This is a genomic window from Paenarthrobacter sp. TRD_SC_7 (assembly GCF_056156245.1).
Genome location: NZ_CM149587.1, coordinates 3,315,507 through 3,340,036, shown reverse-complemented (window position 1 = coordinate 3,340,036; position 24,530 = coordinate 3,315,507). Strand labels below are relative to the sequence as shown.

Annotated in this window: 25 protein-coding genes; 11 read left to right on the top strand and 14 right to left on the bottom strand. The window is 62.8% G+C overall.

What is annotated here, in order from left to right; genetic code table 11:
• Nucleotides 1-24 precede the first annotated feature (24 nt).
• The 6 genes from AC0J5Z_RS16105 to AC0J5Z_RS16080 are packed head-to-tail and all read right to left on the bottom strand — an operon-like array spanning nucleotide 25 to nucleotide 6,236.
• Nucleotides 25-1,146, bottom strand: coding sequence for a Gfo/Idh/MocA family protein (locus AC0J5Z_RS16105; RefSeq protein ID WP_475034141.1), 1,122 nt, complete (start codon nucleotides 1,144-1,146; stop codon nucleotides 25-27).
• Nucleotides 1,131-1,832, bottom strand: coding sequence for a ThuA domain-containing protein (locus AC0J5Z_RS16100; RefSeq protein WP_475034138.1), 702 nt, complete (start codon nucleotides 1,830-1,832; stop codon nucleotides 1,131-1,133). The genes AC0J5Z_RS16105 and AC0J5Z_RS16100 overlap by 16 nt, the downstream gene beginning before the upstream one ends.
• A 9-nt stretch (nucleotides 1,833-1,841) precedes the next feature.
• Complete coding sequence (locus AC0J5Z_RS16095; RefSeq protein WP_475034135.1) at nucleotides 1,842-3,062, bottom strand: Gfo/Idh/MocA family protein; 1,221 nt, start codon at nucleotides 3,060-3,062, stop codon at nucleotides 1,842-1,844.
• A gap of 12 nt (nucleotides 3,063-3,074) precedes the next feature.
• Nucleotides 3,075-3,974, bottom strand: coding sequence for a carbohydrate ABC transporter permease (locus AC0J5Z_RS16090; RefSeq protein ID WP_475034131.1), 900 nt, complete (start codon nucleotides 3,972-3,974; stop codon nucleotides 3,075-3,077).
• On the bottom strand, nucleotides 3,974-4,912 hold the full coding sequence (locus AC0J5Z_RS16085) for a carbohydrate ABC transporter permease (protein WP_475034127.1): 939 nt from the start codon (nucleotides 4,910-4,912) through the stop codon (nucleotides 3,974-3,976). The genes AC0J5Z_RS16090 and AC0J5Z_RS16085 overlap by 1 nt, the downstream gene beginning before the upstream one ends.
• 4 nt (nucleotides 4,913-4,916) lie before the next feature.
• Nucleotides 4,917-6,236, bottom strand: coding sequence for an extracellular solute-binding protein (locus AC0J5Z_RS16080; protein WP_475034125.1), 1,320 nt, complete (start codon nucleotides 6,234-6,236; stop codon nucleotides 4,917-4,919).
• A gap of 281 nt (nucleotides 6,237-6,517) precedes the next feature.
• Here AC0J5Z_RS16080 and AC0J5Z_RS16075 point away from each other — a divergent pair, with 281 nt between their 5' ends.
• Nucleotides 6,518-7,585, top strand: a complete 1,068-nt coding sequence (locus AC0J5Z_RS16075; RefSeq protein WP_475034123.1) for a LacI family DNA-binding transcriptional regulator — start codon at nucleotides 6,518-6,520, stop codon at nucleotides 7,583-7,585.
• Here the strand turns inward: AC0J5Z_RS16075 and AC0J5Z_RS16070 are convergent.
• Nucleotides 7,557-9,017 carry a lipase maturation factor family protein gene (locus AC0J5Z_RS16070; RefSeq protein ID WP_475034121.1) on the bottom strand — a complete coding sequence of 487 codons (1,461 nt, stop codon included), beginning with the start codon at nucleotides 9,015-9,017 and terminating at the stop codon, nucleotides 7,557-7,559. The genes AC0J5Z_RS16075 and AC0J5Z_RS16070 overlap by 29 nt on opposite strands.
• A 103-nt stretch (nucleotides 9,018-9,120) precedes the next feature.
• Here AC0J5Z_RS16070 and dxr point away from each other — a divergent pair, with 103 nt between their 5' ends.
• From dxr to AC0J5Z_RS16045, 5 genes are read left to right on the top strand one after another with little or no spacing between them, the layout of a single operon-like run.
• Complete coding sequence (gene dxr, locus AC0J5Z_RS16065) at nucleotides 9,121-10,305, top strand: 1-deoxy-D-xylulose-5-phosphate reductoisomerase (protein WP_475034118.1); 1,185 nt, start codon at nucleotides 9,121-9,123, stop codon at nucleotides 10,303-10,305.
• A gap of 32 nt (nucleotides 10,306-10,337) precedes the next feature.
• A complete protein-coding gene (locus AC0J5Z_RS16060) occupies nucleotides 10,338-11,669 on the top strand; it encodes a M50 family metallopeptidase (protein WP_475034116.1) in 1,332 nt (443 codons plus the stop codon).
• A 43-nt stretch (nucleotides 11,670-11,712) separates the two neighbouring features.
• On the top strand, nucleotides 11,713-12,006 hold the full coding sequence (locus AC0J5Z_RS16055; RefSeq protein WP_475034114.1) for a YciI family protein: 294 nt from the start codon (nucleotides 11,713-11,715) through the stop codon (nucleotides 12,004-12,006).
• A 49-nt stretch (nucleotides 12,007-12,055) separates the two neighbouring features.
• Nucleotides 12,056-13,222, top strand: a complete 1,167-nt coding sequence (ispG, locus tag AC0J5Z_RS16050; protein ID WP_011774258.1) for a flavodoxin-dependent (E)-4-hydroxy-3-methylbut-2-enyl-diphosphate synthase — start codon at nucleotides 12,056-12,058, stop codon at nucleotides 13,220-13,222.
• Nucleotides 13,185-14,063 carry a GNAT family N-acetyltransferase gene (locus AC0J5Z_RS16045; RefSeq protein WP_475039741.1) on the top strand — a complete coding sequence of 293 codons (879 nt, stop codon included), beginning with the start codon at nucleotides 13,185-13,187 and terminating at the stop codon, nucleotides 14,061-14,063. Before ispG ends, AC0J5Z_RS16045 begins: the two co-directional genes overlap by 38 nt.
• 13 nt (nucleotides 14,064-14,076) lie before the next feature.
• Here the strand turns inward: AC0J5Z_RS16045 and AC0J5Z_RS16040 are convergent, their stop codons facing one another.
• From AC0J5Z_RS16040 to AC0J5Z_RS16030, 3 genes are read right to left on the bottom strand one after another with little or no spacing between them, the layout of a single operon-like run.
• Nucleotides 14,077-14,688 (bottom strand): TetR/AcrR family transcriptional regulator, encoded by a 612-nt coding sequence (locus AC0J5Z_RS16040; protein WP_475034112.1) that lies wholly within the window; start codon nucleotides 14,686-14,688, stop codon nucleotides 14,077-14,079.
• On the bottom strand, nucleotides 14,685-15,428 hold the full coding sequence (locus AC0J5Z_RS16035; RefSeq protein WP_475034108.1) for an ABC transporter permease: 744 nt from the start codon (nucleotides 15,426-15,428) through the stop codon (nucleotides 14,685-14,687). Before AC0J5Z_RS16035 ends, AC0J5Z_RS16040 begins: the two co-directional genes overlap by 4 nt.
• Before the next feature lie 8 nt (nucleotides 15,429-15,436).
• Nucleotides 15,437-16,207 carry an ABC transporter ATP-binding protein gene (locus AC0J5Z_RS16030; protein WP_475034106.1) on the bottom strand — a complete coding sequence of 257 codons (771 nt, stop codon included), beginning with the start codon at nucleotides 16,205-16,207 and terminating at the stop codon, nucleotides 15,437-15,439.
• A gap of 488 nt (nucleotides 16,208-16,695) precedes the next feature.
• Here AC0J5Z_RS16030 and AC0J5Z_RS16025 point away from each other — a divergent pair, with 488 nt between their 5' ends.
• Both AC0J5Z_RS16025 and AC0J5Z_RS16020 read left to right on the top strand, forming a co-directional pair.
• Entirely contained in the window at nucleotides 16,696-18,507 is a 1,812-nt protein-coding gene (locus AC0J5Z_RS16025) for a proline--tRNA ligase (RefSeq protein ID WP_475034103.1), read from the top strand.
• Nucleotides 18,504-19,301, top strand: a complete 798-nt coding sequence (locus AC0J5Z_RS16020; RefSeq protein WP_475034099.1) for a sulfite exporter TauE/SafE family protein — start codon at nucleotides 18,504-18,506, stop codon at nucleotides 19,299-19,301. The genes AC0J5Z_RS16025 and AC0J5Z_RS16020 overlap by 4 nt, the downstream gene beginning before the upstream one ends.
• A gap of 21 nt (nucleotides 19,302-19,322) precedes the next feature.
• Here the strand turns inward: AC0J5Z_RS16020 and AC0J5Z_RS16015 are convergent, their stop codons facing one another.
• From AC0J5Z_RS16015 to AC0J5Z_RS16005, 3 genes are read right to left on the bottom strand one after another with little or no spacing between them, the layout of a single operon-like run.
• Entirely contained in the window at nucleotides 19,323-20,330 is a 1,008-nt protein-coding gene (locus tag AC0J5Z_RS16015) for an aminoglycoside phosphotransferase family protein (RefSeq protein ID WP_475039738.1), read from the bottom strand.
• Nucleotides 20,331-20,379: 49 nt separating this feature from the next.
• Nucleotides 20,380-21,108: a VIT1/CCC1 transporter family protein gene (locus tag AC0J5Z_RS16010; protein ID WP_475034097.1), complete on the bottom strand. Its 729-nt coding sequence runs from the start codon at nucleotides 21,106-21,108 to the stop codon at nucleotides 20,380-20,382.
• A gap of 51 nt (nucleotides 21,109-21,159) precedes the next feature.
• Nucleotides 21,160-22,329, bottom strand: coding sequence for a DUF4439 domain-containing protein (locus AC0J5Z_RS16005; RefSeq protein WP_475034094.1), 1,170 nt, complete (start codon nucleotides 22,327-22,329; stop codon nucleotides 21,160-21,162).
• 30 nt (nucleotides 22,330-22,359) lie between these two features.
• Here AC0J5Z_RS16005 and AC0J5Z_RS16000 point away from each other — a divergent pair, with 30 nt between their 5' ends.
• Together AC0J5Z_RS16000 and nusA are read left to right on the top strand one after the other, a co-directional pair.
• Nucleotides 22,360-22,971 carry a ribosome maturation factor RimP gene (locus AC0J5Z_RS16000; protein WP_475034091.1) on the top strand — a complete coding sequence of 204 codons (612 nt, stop codon included), beginning with the start codon at nucleotides 22,360-22,362 and terminating at the stop codon, nucleotides 22,969-22,971.
• Entirely contained in the window at nucleotides 22,971-23,951 is a 981-nt protein-coding gene (gene nusA, locus AC0J5Z_RS15995) for a transcription termination factor NusA (protein WP_475034087.1), read from the top strand. The genes AC0J5Z_RS16000 and nusA overlap by 1 nt, the downstream gene beginning before the upstream one ends.
• Nucleotides 23,952-24,052: 101 nt before the next feature.
• Here the strand turns inward: nusA and AC0J5Z_RS15990 are convergent, their stop codons facing one another.
• Nucleotides 24,053-24,316 (bottom strand): hypothetical protein, encoded by a 264-nt coding sequence (locus AC0J5Z_RS15990; protein WP_475039846.1) that lies wholly within the window; start codon nucleotides 24,314-24,316, stop codon nucleotides 24,053-24,055.
• On the opposite strand from AC0J5Z_RS15990, the gene AC0J5Z_RS15985 reads away from it, so the two are divergent.
• The gene (locus AC0J5Z_RS15985) at nucleotides 24,236-24,490 is read left to right on the top strand and encodes a YlxR family protein (RefSeq protein ID WP_238324636.1); all 255 of its coding nucleotides are present in this window, start codon (nucleotides 24,236-24,238) and stop codon (nucleotides 24,488-24,490) included. The genes AC0J5Z_RS15990 and AC0J5Z_RS15985 overlap by 81 nt on opposite strands.
• The last annotated feature ends 40 nt before the right edge of the window (nucleotides 24,491-24,530 follow it).

Genomic DNA, 24,530 nt, shown 5'->3' with positions numbered 1-24,530 from the left:
GCATCTCGGCGGGCGGCCAGAGCGCTAGGCGCGCACCGGCGTCGAGAGTTCCGTCAGCTCAACAACGGCGGGTCGGGAGGCAGTGCTCTTGATGGCGACCGCCTGCCCGCTCTTTGCGGATTCCAGCACCGACTCCATGACGTCCAGCGCATGGAAAGCCAGTTGGCCGCCGGCACGGGGTTCCTGTCCGGCCGGCGTCGCGGCGAGGTCGGCAATTCCAAAGCCGCGCCCTGAATCCACGTAACCGGCAGAGACGGGGAGCGTCTCCCAATCCTCGGCGCCGAGTGCGAACAACTGCACGTCGCCATCGAAATGATTGGGGTCCGGGACTATCAGCGAGCCCGTCTCGCCATGGATCTCGATGTTGGGGCTCTTGGTTTTCACGGCGTCGAAGCTCATGAAGAGGGTGGACAAAGCACCGGACGCATGGGCCAGGACGCCGGTGACATGCGAGTCGATATCCACCGGGACTTTTTGGCCCTCTCGAGGGCCCGAACCGATGGTGCGTTCGCTGCGTGTATGGCTGGCGGCGCCCACAACTGACACGACAGGTCCGAGCAAAGTGACCAGCGCCGAGACGTAGTAGGGGCCCATGTCCAGCAGCGGACCACCGCCGGGCTGGTAGTAGAAGTCCGGGTTCGGGTGCCAGCGCTCATGACCCGGAGTTGCCATGGTGGCCGTGGCGGAGATCGGCGCGCCAATCAGGCCATCATCAATGGCTTTGCGTGCAGTCTGGACACCAGTCCCGAGGACGGTGTCCGGTGCGCAGCCCACCACCACTCCCGCCGCCGAGGCTGCCTCGAGTACCTCCCTGGCCTCTGCCGTGGTGGCAGCCAGCGGCTTCTCACCGTAGACGGACTTGCCCGCGGCAATCGCCTTGAGCGCGATATCTGCATGCGCGGAGGGGATGGTCAGGTTCAAGACGAGGTCAACATCGGCGGCGGCCAGGAGGTCGTCCACGGTCAGCGCCCGCACGCCTGGGTACGAGTCGGCGACAGCCTGTGCCCGTGCCGGATCAAGGTCCGCGACGGCCACCAGATTGATGAAATCCAGTCGGCGGAAGTTGCTCAGGTACTGGGCGATGATGGCGCCACAGCCAACGATCCCTACGTTCAGCGGCTTGGCCTGGGTTATCGAGACGCCCACAGCATGCCCCTTTCGATGATGGTGCGGACGTTGCTGTCCTGGAGGATTTCCACACGGTGGCCCGGGGTGCACACAAAGATCTTGCCCTTGCCCCACTGGCGGGTCCAGATGGCCGGCGAGGTGACTTCGCGGTTCCAGGGGTCCCATTCACGAACCTTCTGGGTGGTTGTGGCCAACACATCGATGTAGTCGTCGGACAGGACCCAGTACTGTTCCGTGACGAGGTCGAAATCGCTGATTCCCCGAGTGATGGGGTGGTTGGATGCGGCAGGAAGCATGTTCACGGTGTAGGGGACGTAGTTGTCCGATTGCTCGCCGATCCGCTCCTCAGCGTGCTTGCCTGGGTGGCAGGCAAACTGGCCGCCGATTAGATGCAGGTAGTCGGAGTTGTTGCGGTAGGAATCAGCGATCCCGCCGTGCCAGCCGGCCAGGCCAGTGCCGTTTTCGACCGCGGCGCGCAGGCCCTCGAACTCATCCTTCTCGATGGTGGTCATGGTCATGCATTGCACGATCAGGTCCACGCTGGCCATATATGCGGGGTCGGCGTAGATCTTGGATGATTCCTCCACCCGGACGCCGTAGCCGTTGTCCTTGAGGTAGGGAATGAACAGCTCGGTGGCTTCCACCGGCTGGTGTCCGTCCCAGCCGCCGCGAACCACCAGTGCTGTCTTGTTGTTGCTTGTCATGTTTTCCTTTCAGACTTTCTGCCAGCGGCTGGAATTGTCCGCGCTCGCCTCGACGGCCGCCAAGACCTTTTGGACCTGCAAAGCGTCAGCGAACGACGGCGAGGGCTGCTCGCCCGCGCCGATGGCAGTCACGAGGTCAACCACCTGGTGCGTGAAGCCGTGCTCGTAGCCGAGGCCGTGGCCGGTGGGCCACCAGTTGGCTGCGTAGGGATGCGACGGTTCGGTGACCATGATCTTCCGGAAGCCGGCGTCGGGTTCCAGCGCCGAATCGTAGAACTGGAGGGAGTTCATGTCCTCGAAGTCGAAGGCAATGGACCCTTTGGTGCCGTTGAGTTCCAAGCGCATTGCGTTCTTGCGTCCCAAAGCGAATCGGGTGGCCTCGAAAATGCCGATGGGACCAGGGGAGCCGCCGTTGCGCGAGCCTGCGTCAGCGCCGTCGTCGTGCCTGGCCTCAAAACGGGCGGTGAACAGCGCGGCGTCGTCCACCGTCACTGGACCGCGTGAACCGTCCGCACCGCCGTGACCCCCGAGGCCAACAAAGTCGCCACCTACCGGGCGCTCTTTCACGAACGTCTCCAGCAGCGCCGAGACTCCGGTGATGTTGAGTCCGGTGATCCATTGCGCGGCGTCGATGCTGTGCGCGCCGATGTCACCCAGGGATCCGGAGCCGGACTTGGACCTGTCCAGCCGCCACGTCAGCGGAGCATCGGCATCACTGAGCCAGTCCTGAAGGTACTGGGCGCGGACATGGCGGATCCCGCCCAAGCGACCGTCATCCACCATCCGCTTGGCCAATGCCAGGGCAGGCGTGCGTCGGTAACTGAAGCCGCACATGGAGAACACCCCGCGTTCGGCAGCTGCCTGGGCTACCGCCGTCATCTTTTCGGCTTCTTCCACCGAGTTGGCCAACGGCTTTTCGCACAGGACATGCTTGCCGGCTTCGAGCGCTGCGATAGCTATCTCCGCGTGGGTGTTGCCGGGAGTGCAGATGTCGATGAGATCGATGTCGTCGCGCTCAATGAGCCGGCGCCAATCGGTCTCAACGAAAGCCCAGCCGTATTTATTGGCTGCTGCCCGTACGCCTTCCGTGTTTCGGCCCGCGACGGCGGTCAGTTCCGGGTTGAGGGGGAGATCGAAGAAGCGCGGCGCGGTCCGCCAGGCATGTGAGTGGGCGGCGCCCATGAAGGCATGGCCCACCATGCCGACACGCAGGGGTTGAGGGTCTGTCATTGGAAATCCTTTCTACTTGCTGAAGCCTGCAGTCAGGCCGCTGAGCAGCTGCCGCCGTGCCACTACGTAAATCACCAGCAGCGGGAGCGTAGCCAGTACGACGGAGGCGAGTACCGCCGGGATGTTGACGCTGAACTCACCCTGGAAGGTCCACAGTGAAAGCGGCAGAACCCGGGTGTCCGGGCTTTGCGTAAGAATCAGCGGGAACAGGAATCCGTTCCACACATGGAGTGCGTTGTAGATGCCAACCGTGATGACGGCAGGTTTGGTCATCGGCAAAGCGAGACGCCACATCATGGCCCAGTCAGAGCAACCGTCCAGGCGCATCGATTCAAAGAGTTCGTTGGGCACATCCCGCATGAAGTTGGACAGGATGAGCACGGACACGGGGATCGCGAACGCAATGGAGGGCAGGATCAGCGCCAACAAGGTGTCGTACATATGGGCCTTGGTGATCATCCAGTAGATCGGGATGATCGTTGCGTGCAGCGGAATGGCCAGGCCCAGGAGGAAAACGTTGTTGGTCCAGCTGAGGAACTTTCCCCTGCCCCTAACAATGGCGTAGGCGGCCATGAAAGCGACGAAGAGTGCCGGAACCACGCTGCCGATTGTGACGATGAGGCTGTTGGTGAAGTACTTGGCGAAGTCGTTCTCCAGGACGAGCTTGTAGTTGTCCAGGGTTGGCTCTGCAGGTGGCAGCATCGGGTTGGACGTGAAGAACCCCGCCTGGTTCTTCAGGCTGGTGATCACCACGTAGTACACCGGCACAATGATGACCGCCAACCAGAGCCAGCCGCCCAGGCCGCCCAGGATATTTGGCCGCGAACGGCCAAGCTTCGGGGGCCGACGGCGGGTGGTCACCGGTTCAGGCAGCGCTGCCGGTGCTGTGGGGAGTTGGGTGGTGGAAGCCATTACGCACCTTCCAGTTGGCTGGCGTTGCGGTTCTTGCCGCCGAGTCGTTGAAGGAACAGTGCCAAGGCCAGGCCGATGACCACCAGGATGACTCCCAGGGCGCTCGCCGCTCCCATGTCGTTCGCCTTGAAGCCGGTGAGATACATGTGCAGGGGCAGGAGTCGGGTGGAGTAACCCGGCCCGCCGGCAGTCAGCACGAAGATCAGGTCGAAGTAGGCCAGGGAGCCCACCACCATGAGGGTGGAGGAGGTGATCATGGTGTACTTCAACTGCGGCAGGGTGATGTTGAAGAACTGCTGGACCCGGCCGGCGCCGTCGATCTGCGCAGCCTCGTACAGCGAGGCAGGAATCTGCCGTACGCCGCCTTGGTAAATCAGGGTGTGGAACGGCACGAACTGCCAGGCGATGACGAACACCACCACAAACAGCACCAGATCCGAGTTGCCCAGCCAGTCCTGGGCGAGGAACGGAAGACCCAGGCCGGGCCCGAGTCCGAAGTTCGGATCCAGCAGCGCTTTGAAGGCTATGGCCACGGCGGCAGAGGAGAGCAGCAGCGGCACGAAGTAGAGGACGGCCAGTGCCGCGCGGTACTTCTGGTTGGCCGCAGTGAATACGCCGAGCAAAAGACTGATGGGTGCTTGGACAATGAAGGAGAAAAACATGATCTTGGCCGTCACCAACAAAGCGTTGCCCGTGACGGGATCGGCCAGGACGGTGTTCCAACTGGACAGGCCGTCGAGCTTGATCTCGCCGAGCCCGTCCCAGCGGGTGAAGCTAAGGAACAGGACTCCCAGGAGCGGGAGGATGGCGAAGAGCATGAAGAAGGCGAGCGCCGGTACGGCCAGCCACCCCGACGGACCCTTTTCCAGGGTCCGTCGGGTGCCTGTGGCGCGATCCGCGCCCACTGACCGTTGTGGAGTGGTGGAAGTTACGGACACCGTGTTACTTCCCGATCGTCGCGTTCATGGTGGAAGCGAACTGCTCCGGAGTGATCTTCTTCAGGAAGATCTGGTCGAGGTTGGCCAGCATGGCATCTCCCTGCGCAGGGCTGAGCGCCTGGTCCCAGGACAGGGTGAAGTCCGGGGCGTCCTTGGCCAGGCCATAGACGTAGCTCAGGAAGTCCTTGTCAGGGGAGGCAGCGAGCTTGTCTTCGATGCCGTTGACCACAGGAACAGCCCCTGAGTCGATCAGGCTTTGAACGTTCTCATCCGTGAACATTCCGTCTTTGACGTACTCCAGCGCTGTCTTCTTCTGGTCCTCGGTGGCCTTGGAGGATACGGACCAGAAATTGGACGGGTTACCCACAACGTTCGCAGGGTCACCCTTGCCGCCCTCAACGGTGGGGAAGGGGGCGTATCCGAGCTTGCCGCTGGAGACGAAGTCGGCGGCGTCCTTCTTCATGCCTTGGTAGATCCAGCTGCCCTGCAGGATCATGGCGGCCTTGCCTGTGTACAGCAGCGCCTGGTCCGCGTTGCTGTCAGCGGCAATGGAGGAGAAGCCGTTGATGAAGCCGCCGGCGTCTACCAGTTCCTGGATCTTGGTCAGGGCCTCGATCACTGCGGGGTGGGACCACGCTTCCGGCTTGTTGGCTGCGATGTTGGCGAAGACTTCAGGGCCGCCGATACGGTCAACAAGGTATTCAAGCCACATCAGGTCCGGCCATTTGGACTGGCCGCCCAGGGAGAAAGGTGCCACGCCGGCTTCCTTGAACTTGGGCACCAGCGCCATGAGCTCATCCCAGGTCTTGGGCGCGACAGCCCCGATCTTGTCGAAGACTTCCTTGTTGTAGTAGAGCACCACGGGCTGCACCTTGTTGTTGGGCAGTGCATAAGTCTTTCCGTCGATCACGCCGCTTTCGAGGATGGAGGGAAGGTAGCGGCTCTGGACGTCCGGGTTCTCTTTAAGGAATCCCGTCAGATCATCCACTTGGCCGGCATCGACGTAGGACTTGAGGACCCCTCCGCCCCAGCCGTAAACCAGTGTGGGTCCTTGACCGGCACCGACGGCGGTACGGACCTTGGTCTTGTAGGCATCGTTGGCGAAGAAGTCGAGCTTGATGGCGGAGTCCGGGTGTGACTTGTTCCAGGAGTCAATGGATGCTTGGAACACGGGCTGGTCACCACCGGTGAGTCCCCACATGGTTGCTGAGTCCGCCGAGGCTCCTGTTCCGGCCGGGCCCGAGGACCCGCAGGCTACGAGCGCGATCGACATAGCGGCTGCAGAAACGGCCATTCCGGCGGTGCGCAACTTGAGATTATTCATGTGCAGTTTCCATTCGTCCTTCGGGCTCGACGCTGATTGCCCGGTTGTGCGTGTAAAAAGCCACACTCCGGTGAGGGGATCGACTGCGATCATCCGCATCCATTGATATTTCGAAATATTTCGAACATCTTTTCGGAAGTGCCCACCAAATTTAGCCGTGACCCGCATCACCGTCAAGAGCTATCTGCACCGAATTTAGAGGAACTTGAGCTTCCATTGACGGATGTCGCCGCAATCCCGCATACTGTAATCGTCCGAAATATTTCGAAAGCAGGAGCACTGTGGCACAAGATCTCCGCCCGTCCAAGCTCACCCTTGCAGCGGTGGCAGCCGAGGTAGGTGTCTCCGCGCCCACCGTTTCCAAGGTGGTCAACGGCCGTGAGGACGTGGCAGAAGCCACCCGGGCCAGGGTTTTGGCGGCTTTGCAGCGCACCGGCTACAAGTCGCCGCTGCAACGTAAGAGCATCCCCGAACATCGTGCAGTGGAAGTCGTCTTCGATTCCTTGAATTCCGCTTACGGGGTGGAAGTCCTTAACGGGGTCATGGAGCACGCGGCAGTCTCGGACATGGAGGTGATCCTCTCCATCACCGGGAGGCAGGCGGGCTCGCCACTTGGGCCTGAGGAACGGGCGCAACGCCTGATCGACGAAGGCCGTGCCGGCATGATCGTGGTGACCTCCGCTTTCGGTGCCGCGCAGTTGGAGGCCTTCAAGCGGCGCCAGATCCCGATCGTGGTGGTGGATCCGCTCAATCCGCCACCCGCTGACGTCTTCAGTGTTGGCGCCAGCAATTGGGCCGGCGGCAAGGCTGCGGCAACACACCTGCTGGAGTTGGGGCATCGAAGAATCGCCTACATCGGCGGTCCATCCACTGCGGAGTGCAGCCAAGCCCGCCTGCACGGTTACATGGCTGCCCTGATGGCGGAGGGAGTGGCCGTGGACCACGAGTACGTTTCCGATGGTCCCTTCAAGCCGGAAAACGGGGTGCGCGCCATGAAGGCACTGCTGGCGCTCGACAATCCACCCACGGCGATCTTTGCCGGCAGCGACAGCATCGCGCTGGGGGTGCTCGCTGAAGCGCGGCGTCAGAACGTGCGCATCCCCGAGGAAATGAGCCTGGTCGGCTTTGACGGCACCCACCAAGCCGAGGAATCGGTGCCTCCGCTGACGTCAGTGTCCCAACCCTTGCAAGAGATGGGAAGGTCGGCCCTGAGCTTCATCCTCCGACAGAAAAATGGCGAGGAAATCGACTCGCGACGAGTGGAGTTGGCTACACACCTTGTTGTCCGCGAGTCCACCGCTGCACCGCGGGCGTCGAACGCTAAGGCAGCCGCCGCCGTCGAGCACTGAGCGAGAGCGGCGGGATGGCGTCATACAGCAGCATCCGTACCCAACGTTCGCCCGTTTCGCGGAACTCCGCACGGCTGGCGAAACGGTAAAGGTAGCTGCGCGCCCGCACCCAACGTGGACGCTCGCCGTCGAACGGGTCATCACGAAGCAGCCCAAGCGTCGGTTTGTCAGCCTCCAACAGTTTGTTGAGGAATGCGTAGAACCAGTCCTCGTGGACGGTCCGTAGCGGCAGGAACCACATGAGCCAATCCAAGCGCAGATGGTAGGGCGCCCATTGCCGGGGGAGTCGCCGAACGTCACCGGGCTTGCCCTTAAAGCCGTACTCCAGCCATTGCTCATCCGGTGCGTCGGGCGACTCATCCAGTGTGCCCTCCACCACGATCTCAATCCGCTGCTTCGTCACCGTCCCGAAAGCTCCATAGGCGTTGACCAGGCGCCACCGGTTGAAGCTGGCGTTCATCAACTGCTGGCTGGAGAAGAGATTGAGGAGCGGGCGGTAGCTGAAAACCAGCAACAGAACAGTCACAAGCACGACGACGGCGAGCCACCACACGGGGGTATCGGCACCCTGGTGCCACTCGAGCGGGATGAACGGAAAAACCGCATGGGCCACGGGATCACTGACGGCAGCAAAAGCCAGGACGATCGCCACCCAGTTCAGCCAGGCAAAGTTCCCGGTACCCACCAACCACAGCTGCGTCCCGATGACGATGCCCGCGGCAATACTGGCCAGCGGCTGCGGCGCGAACAGGAAGAACGGCACCACCAACTGCGCGAAATGGTTGCCCACCACTTCCACCTTGTGCAGCGGACGCGGCAAAAGGTGTGCCTGCCTGCTGAGCGGGCCTGGCATTGGCTGAGTTTCATGGTGGAAGAACATCGCCGTCATGTCGCGCCACTCGCGGCCGCCCCGGATCTTGATCATCCCGGCACCGAATTCAAGCCGGAATACCAGCCACAAAATGAGAATGAGGATGGTTGTGGGCGGCGGAGTCTGGTCCGAGCCAAGGAACGCCACCGTGAATCCGGCCTCAAGGAGGAGGATCTCCCAGCCGAACCCATAGAACGTCTGGCCGACATTGACGATTGACATGTAGAGGAGCCACAAGGCGAGGAATGCCAGCATGGGCAGCCACGGAGGACCCGTTTGGGGGAGGCCGATGACCAGGGCTGCGGCTATGACAATGCCTGCCCAGCACACCACCCTCAGCAGCACGTCAGAGTAGTGCCACCGGAAGAGTGTGGGCCTGGCCAGCCGGCGGACCATGTCCAGGAAAGCCGGTACGGGCAATAGTCCACGCTCGCCGAGGAGGGCAGGAAACTGGTTCAACGTTGAGAGGAAGGCAACCGCATAGAGCGCGGCTATGCCGCGCTGCAGCACCTGCCGGGCGAACTCGTAGTCCCGGGCATCAAACCAGGACAGCCACTCCACGATTCCACGGTACGCGCGGGAAGGCGGCGGTCAAGCGGTCAGGGTTTCCACTTACGCCTCATTCCGGTCGCGACCTCCGTGTGGTGACTGGGATACTTAAGCAATGCAGCCGCGTAAGATCGTCATCCTCGGGTCCACCGGTTCCATCGGCACACAGGCGATTGACGTCGTCGATGCTGCCCCACATCGTTTTGAGGTGGTGGCGCTCAGCGCCGGCGGAGGAAACCTTGGACTCCTCGCGCAGCAGGCCGTCCATACCAGGGTGCAAGCCGTGGGGATTGCCCAAGGAGATCCAGCAGCGCTGCGGCAATTAATTGACGCCGCGGCCGCCGGTGCCGGTTTGAGCAGCTTCGCTCCGGAGATCTTCGTTGGGCCGGACGCCTCCACACAGATCGCAGCCATCGAGTGCGACGTCGTCCTCAACGGAATCACCGGCTCAATTGGCCTGGCACCAACACTGGCTGCGCTGGGAACAGGAGCCACTTTGGCCCTGGCCAACAAGGAGTCCTTGATCGTTGGAGGCGCCCTGGTAAAAGCCGCAGCAGGCCCAGGACAGATCGTCCCTGTTGACTCAGAGCACTCCGCCATTGCGCAGTGCCTGCGTTCGGGCACCGACCAGGAAGTTGAAAAGCTGATCCTGACGGCATCCGGTGGCCCGTTCCGCGGCCGGACCCGGGAACAGCTCCACGACGTCACGCCCCAGGAGGCGTTGGCCCACCCCACCTGGGACATGGGCCTCATGGTCACCACCAATTCAGCCAGCTTGGTCAACAAAGGCTTGGAAGTGATTGAGGCACACCTTTTGTTCGATGTTCCCTTGGACAGGATCGATGTCGTGGTTCATCCGCAGTCGGTGGTCCATTCCATGGTCCAGTTCGTGGACGGCTCCATCATTGCGCAGGCTTCGCCGCCGGACATGCGGCTGCCGATCGCGCTCGGGCTGGGCTGGCCGGACCGCGTGCCACGCGCTGCGCAGGCATGCGACTGGACCCAAGCCACCAGCTGGACCTTCGAACCCTTGGATACCGTGGCGTTCCCCGCCGTGGACCTCGCCAAGGACGCTGCCAAACAGGGAAGTACGTACCCGGCAGTGTTCAACGCGGCCAACGAAGAAGCCGTAGAGGCCTTCCATGCCGGACGCATCCGCTTCACAGACATTGTGGATACCGTTGAATCCGTCCTCAGCGAACATTCAGGCTCCTCTGAGCTAACAGTGGAGTCCGTGCTGGATGCTGAGAGGTGGGCACGCGCCCGTACCCTTGATCGTTTAGCCAGCAGCGCCCTGTAGCTCACAACCCTTATGGAAGCAGTCCCACCGGCATGAGTCCCGTCCTTCTCTTCATTCTCGGAGTCGTCTTCGTCGCGATCGGCGTAGCTGTTTCCATTGCGCTTCACGAGGTGGGCCACCTCGTTCCTGCCAAACTGTTCAAAGTGCGCGTCACCAAGTACATGATCGGCTTTGGACCCACCCTGTGGTCCAAGAAGAAGGGCGAAACCGAGTACGGCTTCAAAGCGCTTCCGTTGGGCGGTTATGTGTCCATGATCGGCATGTACCCGCCGAACAAGGAAGACGGCGCCGTCCGTCCCTCAAGTACAGGCATGTTCCAGACCCTGGCCACTGAGGCACGTTCAATGGCGCACGAGGAAGTGGGGCCCGGGGACGGGGACCGCGTCTTCTACAAGCTTCCTGTTTGGAAAAAGATCATCGTCATGCTCGGCGGTCCTGCCATGAACATGCTGATCGGGTTGATACTGCTGGCTGTCCTGCTCATGGGCTTCGGCATGGCCACAGCAACCACCACCATCGCGGACGTTTCCAAGTGCCAGGTTGCCGCGGGGGAGACCGTGGACCCCGACTCGGCCGATTGCAAACTGACTCCGGCCGCGGCCGCAGGCCTCCAGCCGAACGACACCATCACTTCCTTCGACGGAAAAGCTGTCACCAGCTGGGACGAACTCACCAGTTGGATCCGTGCGTCCGCCGGAAAAGAAGTGCCCATCACTGTGGAGCGCAACGGGTCGACAGTGGAAACCACCGTGACGCCCGTACTCTCCTCGCGGCCAGTGGTGGGCGCCGACGGCAGGCCCGAGCAGGATGCCAACGGGGTGCTGAAATACCAGGAAGTCGGATTCCTTGGGATCGGAGCCCAAAGCGAACTGGTTCCGCAACCGGCATCGGCCGTTTTGCCCATGGCCGGAGAGAACATCAAACAGATTTCCGGTGTGATCTTCAACCTGCCGGCCAGGGTGGTTGGGGTGGCGAAAGCAGCCTTCAGCGAAGAGCCCCGCGATCCCAACGGGCCCATCAGCGTGGTGGGTGTGGGCAGGGTTGCCGGCGAAGTCGCGGCCATGGAAGAGGTGCCCCTGCAGGCCCGCATCGGCACTCTGATCGGTTTGCTGGCCGGTCTCAATTTTGCCCTGGCCATCTTCAACCTCATCCCTCTTTTGCCCCTCGACGGCGGCCACGTGGCCGGCGCGCTCTACGAAGGAGCGCGACGCCGGGTAGCCAAGCTGCTGGGCAAACCGGACCCAGGCGCTTTCGACATCGCCAAGCTGCTGCCGGCCACGTACGTCGTCGCAGCGCTCCTGATGGCCATGGGCGCACTCCTGATCTACGCGGACATCGTGAAGCCCGTGAACATTTTTGGCTGACCCGTGAACATTTTCGGCTGAGCGGGCGGGATAGGCTAAGTCCATGACTGTTTTCGCTGTTGAGTACGTATTCGTCGCCGATTCCGGCGCCCTCCGCGACGAAGCCCGCCCCGCACACCGTGCCTGGCTCGGCGAACTGGCCGAGGAAGGCAAATTGCTGGCCAGTGGCCCTTACGGTGACGGCGCTGGCGCGCTGCTGATCTTCAAGTCTGCTGAAGAAACCGAACTCAATGACCTCCTCAAGCAGGATCCGTTCGCAGAAGCCGGAGTAGTCGCCGGCATCCGCACCACGGAATGGGCGCCCATCATCGGTGTCCTGGCTGCCCACGCGTCCTAGTCCGGACGTCGTCCACCAAAAACGATCCACCCCAACCCAAGGAGTCCACGTGACCTCGGTCAGCCTGGGAATGCCAGCAGCCCCACCCCCCGTCCTTGCCCCGCGCCGTAAGACGCGGCAGATCAAGGTAGGGTCCGTTGGCGTCGGTTCCGACTCGCCCATCAGCGTGCAGTCCATGACCACCACCCCCACCACGGATATCAATGCCACGCTCCAGCAGATCGCTGAACTGACGGCGTCCGGCTGCGACATCGTGCGCGTTGCCTGCCCGTCTGCCGACGACGCCGAGGCATTGCCGATCATTGCCCGCAAGTCCCAGATCCCCGTGATCGCGGACATCCACTTCCAGCCGAAGTATGTCTTTGCCGCGATCGAAGCCGGATGCGCCGCGGTCCGCGTGAACCCGGGCAATATCCGTAAGTTCGATGACCAGGTCAAGGAAATCGCTGCAGCGGCCCGTGACCATGGAACGTCCATCCGGATCGGCGTCAACGCAGGGTCCCTGGAACCCGGCATCATGAAGAAGTACGGCAAGGCCACTCCGGAGGCACTTGTTGAGTCCGCTGTCTGGGAAGCCTCGCTGTTCGAAGAACACGGCTTCCACGACTTCAAGATCTCCGTCAAGCACAACGACCCCGTGATTATGGTGGCCGCGTACGAGATGCTTGCCGAGAAGGGCGACTGGCCTTTGCACCTCGGCGTGACCGAGGCCGGTCCGGCATTCCAGGGCACCATCAAGTCGGCAACGGCTTTCGGTGCACTCTTGTCCCGCGGCATCGGCGACACCATTCGTGTTTCACTCTCGGCTCCGCCGGTGGAGGAAATCAAGGTGGGCAACCAGATCCTGCAGTCCCTGAACCTGCGCCCACGCAAGCTGGAAATCGTGTCCTGCCCGTCCTGTGGCCGCGCCCAAGTGGACGTGTACACGCTGGCCGAGCAGGTAACCGCAGGCCTGGAAGGTATGGAGATTCCGTTGCGCGTTGCCGTCATGGGTTGCGTCGTCAACGGGCCCGGTGAGGCCCGTGAAGCGGACCTCGGTGTGGCCTCCGGAAACGGCAAGGGCCAGATTTTCGTGAAGGGCGAAGTCATCAAGACTGTGCCTGAAAGCGAAATTGTTGAGACACTGATCGAAGAGGCCATGCGCATCGCCGAAGAGATGGGGGAGGCCGATGGCGAAGATGCTGTCAAGGGTAGCCCCGTGGTTAGCGTCTCGTAACGAGAACGGCTTGGGAGTCAGGGTGCTCGGCGGTGCCGACACCCTGGCTCTTCGCGCCCTGGCCAGCGAAGACGTGGTGGCCAACGTCTTCATCCTCGCCCACTTGGAAAGCACCGGGACAGCAGCGCCCACCAGCGGCGGTGCCTGTATTTTCGGAGTTTTCGACGGCGAGACACTCCTTGGCGCGTGCTGGGCGGGGGCAAACCTGGTCCCTGTGGAACTCGATCCCGGCCTGGCCGGATATGTGGCCACAGCGGCCCACGAGACAGGCCGTCGCTATGCGTCCATCTTTGGTCCGGCGGAAACAGTGCTTGCCCTCTATGCGCGATTCGAGCAACTAGGCCACGGTGCCCACGAGATTCGCTCCCGGCAACCGTTGCTGACCATCACAGGTACACCGGTCATCCGCGCCAACCCTGCCTTGACATTTGGCACCATGACGGACTTCGATAGCATCCTCCCAGCCTGCGCCGCCATGTTCGAAGAAGAGGTGGGCTACTCACCTTTCCTCGGAGGCCAGGAGTTTTACAGCAGGCGCGTTGCGGGGCTCATCCGTGAGGGTCATTCGCTGGTCCACATCGATGCCAACGGCACTGTCGTGTTCAAGGCCGAGCTGGGGGCAGTCACGCGGGACGTCACTCAGGTCCAAGGCGTATGGATGAATCCCGAGTTGCGTGGACGTGGCCAAAGCGGCGGTTACATGGCCGCCGTCGTGAACCTCTCTCGGACCTTCGCCCCGGTGACGAGCCTGTACGTGAACGACTACAACGCCAAAGCCCGCGCTACGTATGAGCGGGTTGGCTTTGAGCAAGTCGGCACCTTCGCAACGGTCCTGTTTTAGCCACAACTGCCAGCTACCTGGGGGAGTCCAGGTCTCCTGTGAGGTAGCGCTGGATGTTGGGTGCAACGAAGCGGACCACATCTTCCTGATCTGCTGAGGCCAAGGGCTCGAGCCGGATCACGTAGCGGACCAGCATCAGCCCCACCACTTGTGTGGCCACAAGATTGCCGCGCACGCGTACTTCTTCGGCCGACCCCGGCAACCCCGCCATGATCCGGGACAGGATGGTGCGGTTTACCATTTCGCGCATGAGCGCCGTCTTGGCCTTGGAGCCGATGGTTCCCCGGACAAAGGCCACCAGGCCATGCTGGGCCGGGCCTTCCCACAGCCGCAGTACGGCACGGACAATCGCTTCGCCTCGGGCGTCCGGGGCCAGGGTTTCGACGCCGGCAAGAACCTCCGCCGGGTCAACGGGCAACTCCACGCTGGCGGCAAAGAGCTCGTCCTTGCCTTCGAAAAAGTGGTGCACCATGGCCGGATCCACCGATGACTCCCGGGCTACTTGCCGCAGGCTTGTCCCTTCGAAGCCCTGTTCGGCGAACAGTTTCCGTGCAGCTGCGAGGATGGCTTGCCGTGAATGATCTCCTGCGCTTCGGCGGCCCCGACGCGTCTGCGGGAGGCTCATCGGGTTTGCCGCCGAAGGGTCAGTGATGCCAGGACCAGGACTCCTACAACAATCCCGCCCATGATCAGGGCGTCCTGCCACATGGCGGCCGTGGCGTCGGCATTTCCGGCGATCTCCTTCAGGGCATCCACGGAGAACGTCAGGGGCAGAACACTGGAGATCGCTTCCAGGACCTCGTTCATATCGTCCCGGGCCACGAACAGGCCGCACAACAGGATCTGCGGCACCACCACCACCGGCATGAACTGCACCGCTTGGAACTCGGTGCGGGCAAACGCCGAACACAACAGCCCAAGGGCGACTCCCAGGACGGCATTGATGACGGCGATCATCACCACGAGGCCGGGGCTTCCCTTGATGTCGAGGTCAAAGATCCAGTACGCCACAGCCGTCGCCACCAAGGACTGCAGGGCGGCCATGATGGAGAAGGCCAGGGCATAGCCGAACAGCAGGTCTGCCTTGTGGATCGGTGTGGTCAGGAGTCGCTCGAGGGTCCCGGAGGTGCGCTCCCGCAGCATGGTGATGGACGTGACCAGGAACATCACCACGAACGGGAAGATGGCCAACATCATCAGGCCGACACGGTCAAAGGTGCGGGGGAACCCCGGTGGAAGTGTTTCGTTCTCGAAGAGGAAATAGACGGCCGTCAGCAGCAGCGCGGGGACCACGAGGATCAGCGCGACGCTCCGGTGGTCGTGCCGAAGTTGCCCCAGGACGCGGGTGGCGGTGGCAAGTGTCATGCGGAGATTCATGACGTCACCTCGCTTTCTTCCTGGCCGCGATCAGCGGCTTTGATGATGGCCAGGAACGCCCGCTCCAGATCATCGCTCCGGCCGCGCTCGGCAAGTTCTGCGGGAGTGAGCTGCGCCAGCAGCAGCCCGTCGCGAAGGAGCAGCAGCGACGAACAATGGGATGCTTCCTCCATGACGTGGCTGGATACCAGCAGGGTTGTTCCGGCGGCAGCCATGGCGGCGAAACGCTCCCACAATTCGGCGCGGAGTACCGGATCCAGCCCCACGGTGGGCTCATCCAGGATCAGGAGCTGTGGACGGGCCACCAGCGCACATGCCAGGGATACGCGGCTGAACTGCCCGCCGGACAGGTCGGCAGCCTTCTGTCGGGCGAACTCTTGAAGCCCGACGGCGGCAATCGCCTCCGCAGTGTCTGCCGCCGTAGCGCCGTGCATGGCACCGAAGTACCGAACGTTTGCTTCGACGCTGAGGTCCGCGTAAACGCTGGCACCTTGGGTGACGTATCCGACGTCGTGCCTGAGCGGCGCGCTGCCTGCCGGACGGCCGAGGACAGTCACGGTTCCCTGGGTAATCCGCTGGACACCGACGATCGCCCGCATGAGCGTTGTCTTGCCGCTGCCGGAGGGGCCCAGGAGTCCCGTAATCCGGCCAGCCTCAACCTTGAAGTCGAGGCCTCGGAGGATCTTGGTGCGCGCACGGGATACATGAAGCGCCGTTACTTCAATGGCCGCTGGAACGGATGGCAATGCGGGCCTCCGATGGCTCATAAATTCACCAACTGATGAATTAAAACTAGATCTGCTGAACACGAGCGTCAAGGGTCGTCATCACGGAGGTGGAAACAATCCTTGAAAATGTGTCCGCGATCACATAGGTTCTTCCCAAGCCGTGTCGTTGGGGTGCGGGTGGTAGCAGGGGGGAATCATGATCAAGACCTTTGAGGTCGCAATCGGCGGCCAAACCACCCATGAGCTCGGCAGTGACCAATGCTTCCCAGTCGCAGGCGATCCCGTTCCGCTGGAGGGGACGGCGATCTAGTCCCCGGACAGAGTCTGCGGCCGGCCGGCCGCTGAGCCACGCCATCGCAGGATGACCAGCCGGTAGCGGCCAGGGGCTTCCAGACGCGACGGCGTGGCTCTTCTGTGTTCAGGCTGTCCGGACGCCATGCGGGCCCGTTCAAGCGGCCCCGCCGTCAGCCGGTAGATTAGTAGGCAGTTGTTTTTGCCACATCTGCCATAGAAACGGATACGTACCCGTGGTCCTTCGCCTTTCCCAGCTGTTCCTGCGCACCCTGCGTGAAGATCCCGTCGACGCCGAGGTCGCCAGCCACAAGCTCCTGGTCCGCGCCGGCTATATCCGCCGCGCCGCACCCGGCATTTACACGTGGCTGCCGCTGGGGCTGAGCGTCCTGCGAAAGGTGGAGGACATCATCCGCCAGGAAATGTCCGCCATTGGAGCCCAGGAAGTCCACTTCCCTGCGCTGCTTCCCCGCGAGCCCTATGAGGCAACCAACCGCTGGACCGAATATGGCGAAGGCCTGTTCCGCCTCCAGGACCGCAAGGGCGCGGACTACCTCCTTGCCCCCACGCACGAGGAAATGTTCACTCTCTTGGTCAAGGATCTGTACTCCTCGTACAAGGACCTGCCGCTAAGCCTCTACCAAATCCAGAACAAGTACCGCGATGAAGCCCGTCCCCGGGCAGGGCTCCTCCGTGGCCGGGAGTTCATCATGAAGGACTCCTACTCGTTCGATGTTGACGACGCCGGCTTGGACGCAAGCTACGCCGCGCACCGCGGTGCGTACCTGAAGATCTTTGAGCGCCTCGGCCTGGAGGTCATCCCGGTGGCCGCCACCGCTGGCGCCATGGGTGGCTCCAAGAGCGAGGAATTCCTGTTCCCCACCGAGATCGGCGAGGACACGTTCGTCCGCTCGGCCGGTGGCTACTACGCAAACGTCGAAGCCGTGACCACCGTGGTTCCCGACGAGATCGACTTCACCAACGCCCCGGCCGCCGAGGTCCTGGACACCCCGAACACGCCCACTATCGATACTTTGGTGGACGCCGCCAACCAGCTTGCTCCCCGCAGCGAGTCCGACGGCGGCGCCTGGACTGCCGCTGACACGCTCAAGAATGTTGTCCTTGCCGTCACGCTGCCCACCGGTGAGCGCCAGATGGTGGTCATCGGTGTTCCCGGCGACCGCGGAGTAGACCTCAAGCGCGTGGAAGCCAATATCGGTTCCCACTTGCCGATCGCCGGTGAAATCGGCCTCGAAGCTGCCAATGAAGAAGACCTCAAGAAGCTGCCGTGGCTCGTGAAGGGCTACATCGGTCCAGGCCTGTCCCTGGACGAGCCTGTCCTTGGTCTTGAGGGATCCTCCAAGGTGCTCTTCCTCGTGGACCCCCGCGTCGTCTCCGGCACCAGCTGGGTTACCGGTGCCAATGCCGAGGGCAAACACGTCTTTGGATTGGTTGCAGGACGCGACTTCGCCTGGGACGGCGTCATTGAGAGCACCGAAGTGCGTGCAGGTGACCCCGCCCCGGACGGATCAGGACCGCTGGAAACCGCGCGTGGCATCGAAATGGGCCACATCTTCCAGCTGGGTCGCAAGTACGCTGAGGCCCTCGACCTGAAGGTCCTGGACCAGAACGGCAAGCAGCAGGTTGTCACCATGGGCTCCTACGGCGTTGGCGTGACGCGTGCCGTGGCCGCTCTTGCCGAAGCCAACCACGACGACCGTGGCATTGTCTGGCCGCGTTCGGTCGCCCCCGCAGATGTCCACGTCGTGGCGGTCGGTCGTGGCGATGAGATCTTTGAGGCCGCGGAAAAGCTCTCGGCCGAACTTGAAGCCGCCGGCCTTGACGTCATCTTCGACGACCGCCCGAAGGTTTCGCCCGGCGTAAAGTTCGGCGACGCCGAGCTCGTCGGCGTGCCCACTATCGTGGCCGTCGGCCGGGGTCTTGTGGACGGTGTGGTGGAAGTCAAGGACCGTCGCAGCGGTGAAGCCGAGAACATCTCGGTGGACAAGGCCGTGGATTACGTGGTCAACGCTGTACGAACCCGGTGATTTCCGGCTTCGAATCGATCCAGCTCACCACTCTCATCCTGATTGTGGTGGCTGGATTCGCAGCTGGCTGGGTTGATGCAGTAGTCGGTGGCGGGGGACTGATCCAGCTCCCCGCCCTGCTGCTGGTTCCTGGCATCACGCCTGTCCAAGCCCTGGCCACCAACAAGATGGGGTCCATTTTCGGGACCACCACCAGCGCCATTACGTACTACCGCCGCGTGGGGCCTGACCTCAAGACGGCTATTCCCATGGCGGTCATCGCGTTGGCCGGGAGCTTCGGCGGGGCCATCCTGGCGGCCTCCCTGCCTGCCAGCGTTTTCAAGCCCATCATCGTACTTGCGCTGATCGCCGTCGCCATCTTCACAGCCTTGCGTCCCAGCGCCGGTGAGCTGACGGCGCTGCGCCACGACGGCCATAAGCACTACGTGATGGCGTGCCTGATCGGTGCCGTGATCGGCTTTTACGACGGCTTGATCGGCCCAGGTACAGGCTCATTCCTTGTGATTGCCCTGGTTTCGGCCATGGGTTATGCCTTCCTCGAAGCCAGCGCCAAAGCGAAGATCGTCAACATGGCCACGAACGCGGGCGCGTTGATTTTTTTCCTCCCTCATGGCTCCCTGCTGTGGGGCGTGGGCCTCGTCCTTGGCTTGGCCAATATGGCCGGAGGCTACCTGGGTGCCAGGACCGCAGTAGCCAGGGGGAGCAAGTTTGTGCGCCTTGTTTTTCTGATTGTGGTGGCGGCACTGATCATTAAACTCGGCGTGGACGTTTGGAACGAGAACTTCGCAGCGTAGGGCTGCCGCGTTTGGCTCTAGTCAAGCCGCTCCGCCGGGATCGGGGAGATCGTGCGCCCGCGGCAAGGCCTCGAGCGTGCTGCCGGCCAGGGTGCTTGCCACCCACAGGGAGCGGGCAAGGTCACCGCCATGTCCGGGTTTCGCGGCGTACCACAAAGCGTTCTGCACCTCGCGCGCGATGCTCCATTGCCGGGCAACCTCTGGATCAAGGCCAGCGGCACGGCTGAAGTCATGACACCGCTCCAGCAACCCGGCTTCCGGGTCCGTCCGCGGAAGGTCGTGGATACGGTTCCACAGGATCGGGGCGACGGCGAACTCCGCCTCGCCAATCTGTGGTTGAGGATCGATGGCCAGATAGTCTCCGCGGAGGGACAGTCTTTCGACACCTGTGGTGGCAAGAATGTTCATGAAATGAAGGTCTGTATGCACCAGGACATCAGTGCCGGAGCGGCGTCCGACGGCCCCGCGCGTCTGGCAGACCTCCAAGGCCGCCTCCAGCAGCCACCTCGGGAAAGGGCGGTCCAATCGATCCCATTCCGCGGGGAGTTCATCGCTCCACCGTTCGGCGGTTGCAGCAATATGGTCGAAAGCCCGCCATTCACGTCGTTCATCGGGCTGTATGGAGAGCTCGCGCATGATGGCGCCCCACACGTCCCTGGCTTCCTCCAGCGGGACGTCCTGGAGCCAATGGAAGGCATCCAGGCGTTCGAGCAGCATGGAGCAACTTGCGTCGTCGGACGCGAGGAGGCGGACCGCGCCGTGGCCATCCCAAAGGGCCAGGGCATGGCGCTCCACCAGTGCTTCGTCATGGGGAAACGCGATCTTCAGGGCTGCGTGCGTGCCGCTCTGAATAACGGGCACCACCAAGGCTCCATGGCCATTCCAAGGCTCGGCACCTGGCGCCAGGTCCACGGAGAGCTGCCAGCGGTCAAGGGCCTCAGAGATGAGACCCGGGAGGCTGGCCAGCCAGTCCCTGCCCGCTGAGTCGCGGTTGTACCGGGCGTGGAGGTCGCCCGGAATGGGAATCATCGCGTGAAGGGTCACGCCATCAGCCTAACTCCGCATCAACGCGTGCCCCTTAGAAAACGCCGCTTGCGCCCAACAGGGTTCCGATCGAGAACGTTGCAGCCAGCGCCAGGGCCCCGCCGAGCACCACCCGAGCGGCTGCCCGGAAGCGGGAAGCGCCGCCGATCCATGCACCAACCGCGCCCGTGATCGCCAACGCCAGCAAGACTGCAACGAATGTCAGTGGTACCCGCATTTCCGGTGGAGGCAGCAGGATGGCCAGCATGGGCAGCACCGCTCCCAAGGTGAATGCCACGGCGGAGGCCAAGGCTGCGTTCCAGGGGCTGACGATGTCGTTTTCGTGGATATTCAGCTCGGCCGAGAGGTGGGCGGCCAAGGCGTCATGTTCGGTCAGCTCCTGGGCAACGGTCCGAGCCGTCTTGGCGCTGAGTCCTTTGGACTCGTAAATGGCGGCCAACTCGTTGAGTTCATCCTCGGGTTGCTCCGCCAGTTCACGTTTCTCTTTTTCGATCAGCGCTTTTTGGGTGTCGCTCTGGCTGCTGACGGACACGTACTCACCCAAAGCCATGGAAATAGCGCCACCCACCAGGCCGGCGGTGCCTGCCGCAAGTATGCTGCCTGTGCTGGTCGTGGCACCTGCCACGCCCACCACGATCGCAGCGACGGACACGATGCCATCATTGGCGCCCAGGACCCCGGCCCGCAACCAGTTCAACCGGTGGGCCAGATCGTCCCGGTGAGGTTCGTTCTCATGCGTGGTGGCAGTTTCTGTAGAAGCCATGCATCAAGCCAAGCACTGGCAGGCTGCCCTGACCAGCATGGCTAGGCTGGCCTATCCGCCGCTGGAAGTCGACGTCGCAGTGGACGTCGGCAAGGGAGGCAGCTCGCCGGCGTCGAGCATGAGTCCCGGCAACGCAGGCAGGGGCGCGCCCCATGCTGCGCTCCTGCGGGCGGCGGCCAGGAGTCCGTCAACGGCCCACGTCCGGGTCTCATCCGTAGACAGCGCAACAAGATCGCCAAAACGAGGCAGTGTCGCAGCTTCCACGGAACCCAGGAAAGCGCCAGGGTCATGGGCGAACTGTTCCGGCAACCGATAGCCCGCCTCGCTTGTGGGCGCGTCTGCGCAGTTGGCGCTGGTGAGTGATTCTGCCTGCTGGAGCAGCACCTCGTGCACTTGCAAGTACTTGGCAGCAGCCGCCGAGTTCGAGTTGTCCAGCCGCTTCAGTGCTACCTGGTAAACGTAGATTGCTTCTTGCTGCGAGCGAACCATCGCGGCCAGGGCGGTGTCGGTCGTGGCGACCGTCGACTCCGGGGTAGGGCTGACCGACGGGCAGGAGGCCGCCAAGGGCGTTGCCGCAGGAGCTTTGGTTTCTGACGCCGCTGTCTGTTGTGGCAGCGGCAGGTGCCACTCCGCGGCGAGCCTTTCGGCCTGAAGCAACTGGGCGGATCCGACGGCGGCAAGCAGGCGGGCGATCCCGCCGTCGGCCTCGCGGGTATCGTCCAGTCGCTTCCGCCCGCTGCCGGTCAACCGGGACAGGAAGGATCCGCGGCTGCTTTCCGTGGCGGCTGCACTTTCCCGGACAGTCGTGGCCGCATGGCCGGATGCGGTGGCGCTGGACGTCGCGCCGCTCGGGTCAAGCAAGGCCTGTGCGTGGGTTGTCAGCAAAGTCACAGCAGCGGCGAGTGTTGGCTTCCCGGCTTCAGCGTCCGCCGCCTCCGCCAGTTTGGCGGCTGATTCCCGCAGGAGCAGCGTGTCCTCCAGCGCCGCGAGGCGGGCGGTTTCGGAGAAGGGGACCTCCGGGGGAGTCCCGGAATCACGCGGAATAAGCACCATTCCGGTCCCGGCAACAAGCAGGGCCACCACGGCAACCAGCAAAACCCGGCCCCAGGGTAGTGTTCGTCGTTTTTCGCTTGTCTGCCCGTTCACAACAGACCATGGTGTCACGTGGACGGGGAAGTCCGTGCACCATGTTCCCGGGAAAATCGTTAGGCTAGTAGTCACAACAACATCTATCGGGAGGCGGCGGGCAACGTGAGTGACTCGGAAGCCACGACTTCAACAGACCGTTCTGAATCGAACTCAACGGCCACCATCCACAACCCGGAAGAGAGCAGGCTTAGGGCGCTGCTTGAACCGGCTGTCCTTGCCAGCAGGCTCTACCTCGAGGATGTTTCCATCCACGTTGCCGGTTCACACCGCACGGTCCACGTTGTAGTGGACCTTCCGCAGGAAGAGACGGGGGGCGTCAGCCTTGACGCCATTGCGGACGTCTCACGCGGACTGTCCGATATTCTGGACAACGATCCCCATGACGACGGACGTCCATACGACCTTGAGGTTTCCTCCCCGGGAGTAGGCCGCCCCCTGACCGAACCGCGTCACTGGCACCGAGCCCGCGGCCGCATGGTCAGGGTCAACGTCATCCAAGGCGATAACCTCCTGGGTCGTATCAGCTCGGTAGGGGATGATGCTGTGACGCTCATCCCCGAGCACGAGGTCAAGAAGGGCATGAAGCCCAAGCAGGGCGAACCCATCACTATTCCTTTCGACAGGATCCGCCAAGGAAAAGTCGAGATTGAATTCAGCCACCTCCACGAGGCTGCGCTGGAAGACGAGCACAACGGACCTTCCGAGGAGGCCTAATGGATATTGACATGAGCGCACTGAGACTCCTGGAGCGTGAGCGTGAAATCCCGCTGGATCTCCTGATTCCCACCATCGAGCAAGCGCTGCTGGTGGCGTACCACAAGACGCCCGGTGCCTTCGAAAAGGCCCGCGCGGAGCTGGACCGCAAGAGCGGTCACGTGACCATCTGGGCCACGGAAATCGACGACGACGGCGAGCCCATCGGCGAGTTCGAGGACACTCCGGCTGGTTTCGGCCGTATCGCTGCCAGCACGGCCCGCCAGATTATCCTGCAGCGCCTTCGCGACGTAGAAGACGACAACGTGCTGGGCGAGTTCAAGGGCCGTGAAGGCGAGCTTGTGGCCGGCATGATCCAGCAGGGCAACAACCCGCACATGATTCAGGTCAACCTTGGAACCGTGGAGGCATTGCTGCCGCCGCCCGAGCAGGTTCCGGGTGAGAAGTACCTCCACGGAAGCCGCTTGCGTGCCTTCGTCGTGGACGTACACCGCGGTGCCAAGGGCCCGTCCATTACGTTGTCCCGCTCGCACCCCGGCCTGGTCCGCAAGCTGTTCGAAATGGAAGTTCCGGAAATCGCGGACCACTCCGTGGAGATCGTGGCACTGGCCCGTGAAGCCGGTCACCGCACCAAGATCGCCGTCAAAGCCAACACTCCCGGTGTCAACGCCAAGGGTGCCTGCATCGGTGAAATGGGTTCCCGTGTCCGCGCGGTCATGACCGAACTTAACGACGAAAAGATCGACATCGTCGACTTCAGCGACGACCCCGCGACCTTCATCGCCAACTCGTTGTCGCCGTCGCGAGTGAATTCCGTCACTATCACTGACGAAGCCACCCGCTCGGCCCGCGTAGTAGTGCCGGACTACCAGCTTTCACTGGCGATCGGCAAGGAAGGCCAGAACGCGCGGCTCGCAGCCAAGCTGACCGGCTGGCGCATCGATATCGTTTCGGACGCTGCTCCGGCCAAGACGGACTAGCGGTTCAACCGGCGGCCCACCCCGCCGGTTCCGCGCCGCGCTGGCGGCGTACTTGGTTTCGGGACTCCGGGGCCGGGGGGCTAGACTAGATGGAACCGGGCTTACGTCCGGTATCCGCGCGCTTTGGCGTGCCTCAGCTGCATCCGCAGGACCGGGGCCCGTCGGGTGCCAGTAGCGTAAGGCAGGTTGGACACGTCGTGGCTGAACTGCTTGAACATGGCCACGGGCCTGTTCGCACGTGCATCGGATGCCGGAAGCAAGGCTCCCGGTCCGAGCTTGTCCGGCTGGTCGCCCAAGGCAGCGGTTCGTCCGCTGTCCTGGTGGATGAACGACGCCGGATGGCCGGCAGGGGTGCGTGGCTGCACCCCAGCGAAAAGTGCTTGGCATTGGCGATCAAGCGGCGAGCTTTCGGAAGGGCCCTTGCGGGTGCTTCCGATACAGGCGCCGTGGAGAGATACCTGATGCCCGGTACGCCACTTGTGGAGGCCCAGGCCGCCGCAGGAAAACCGTCCAAACCTGAAAGCGGGTCAGAAAACTGATGGAAACCCGATGAGTTCCCAGCGATGAGTGCGTAACGAT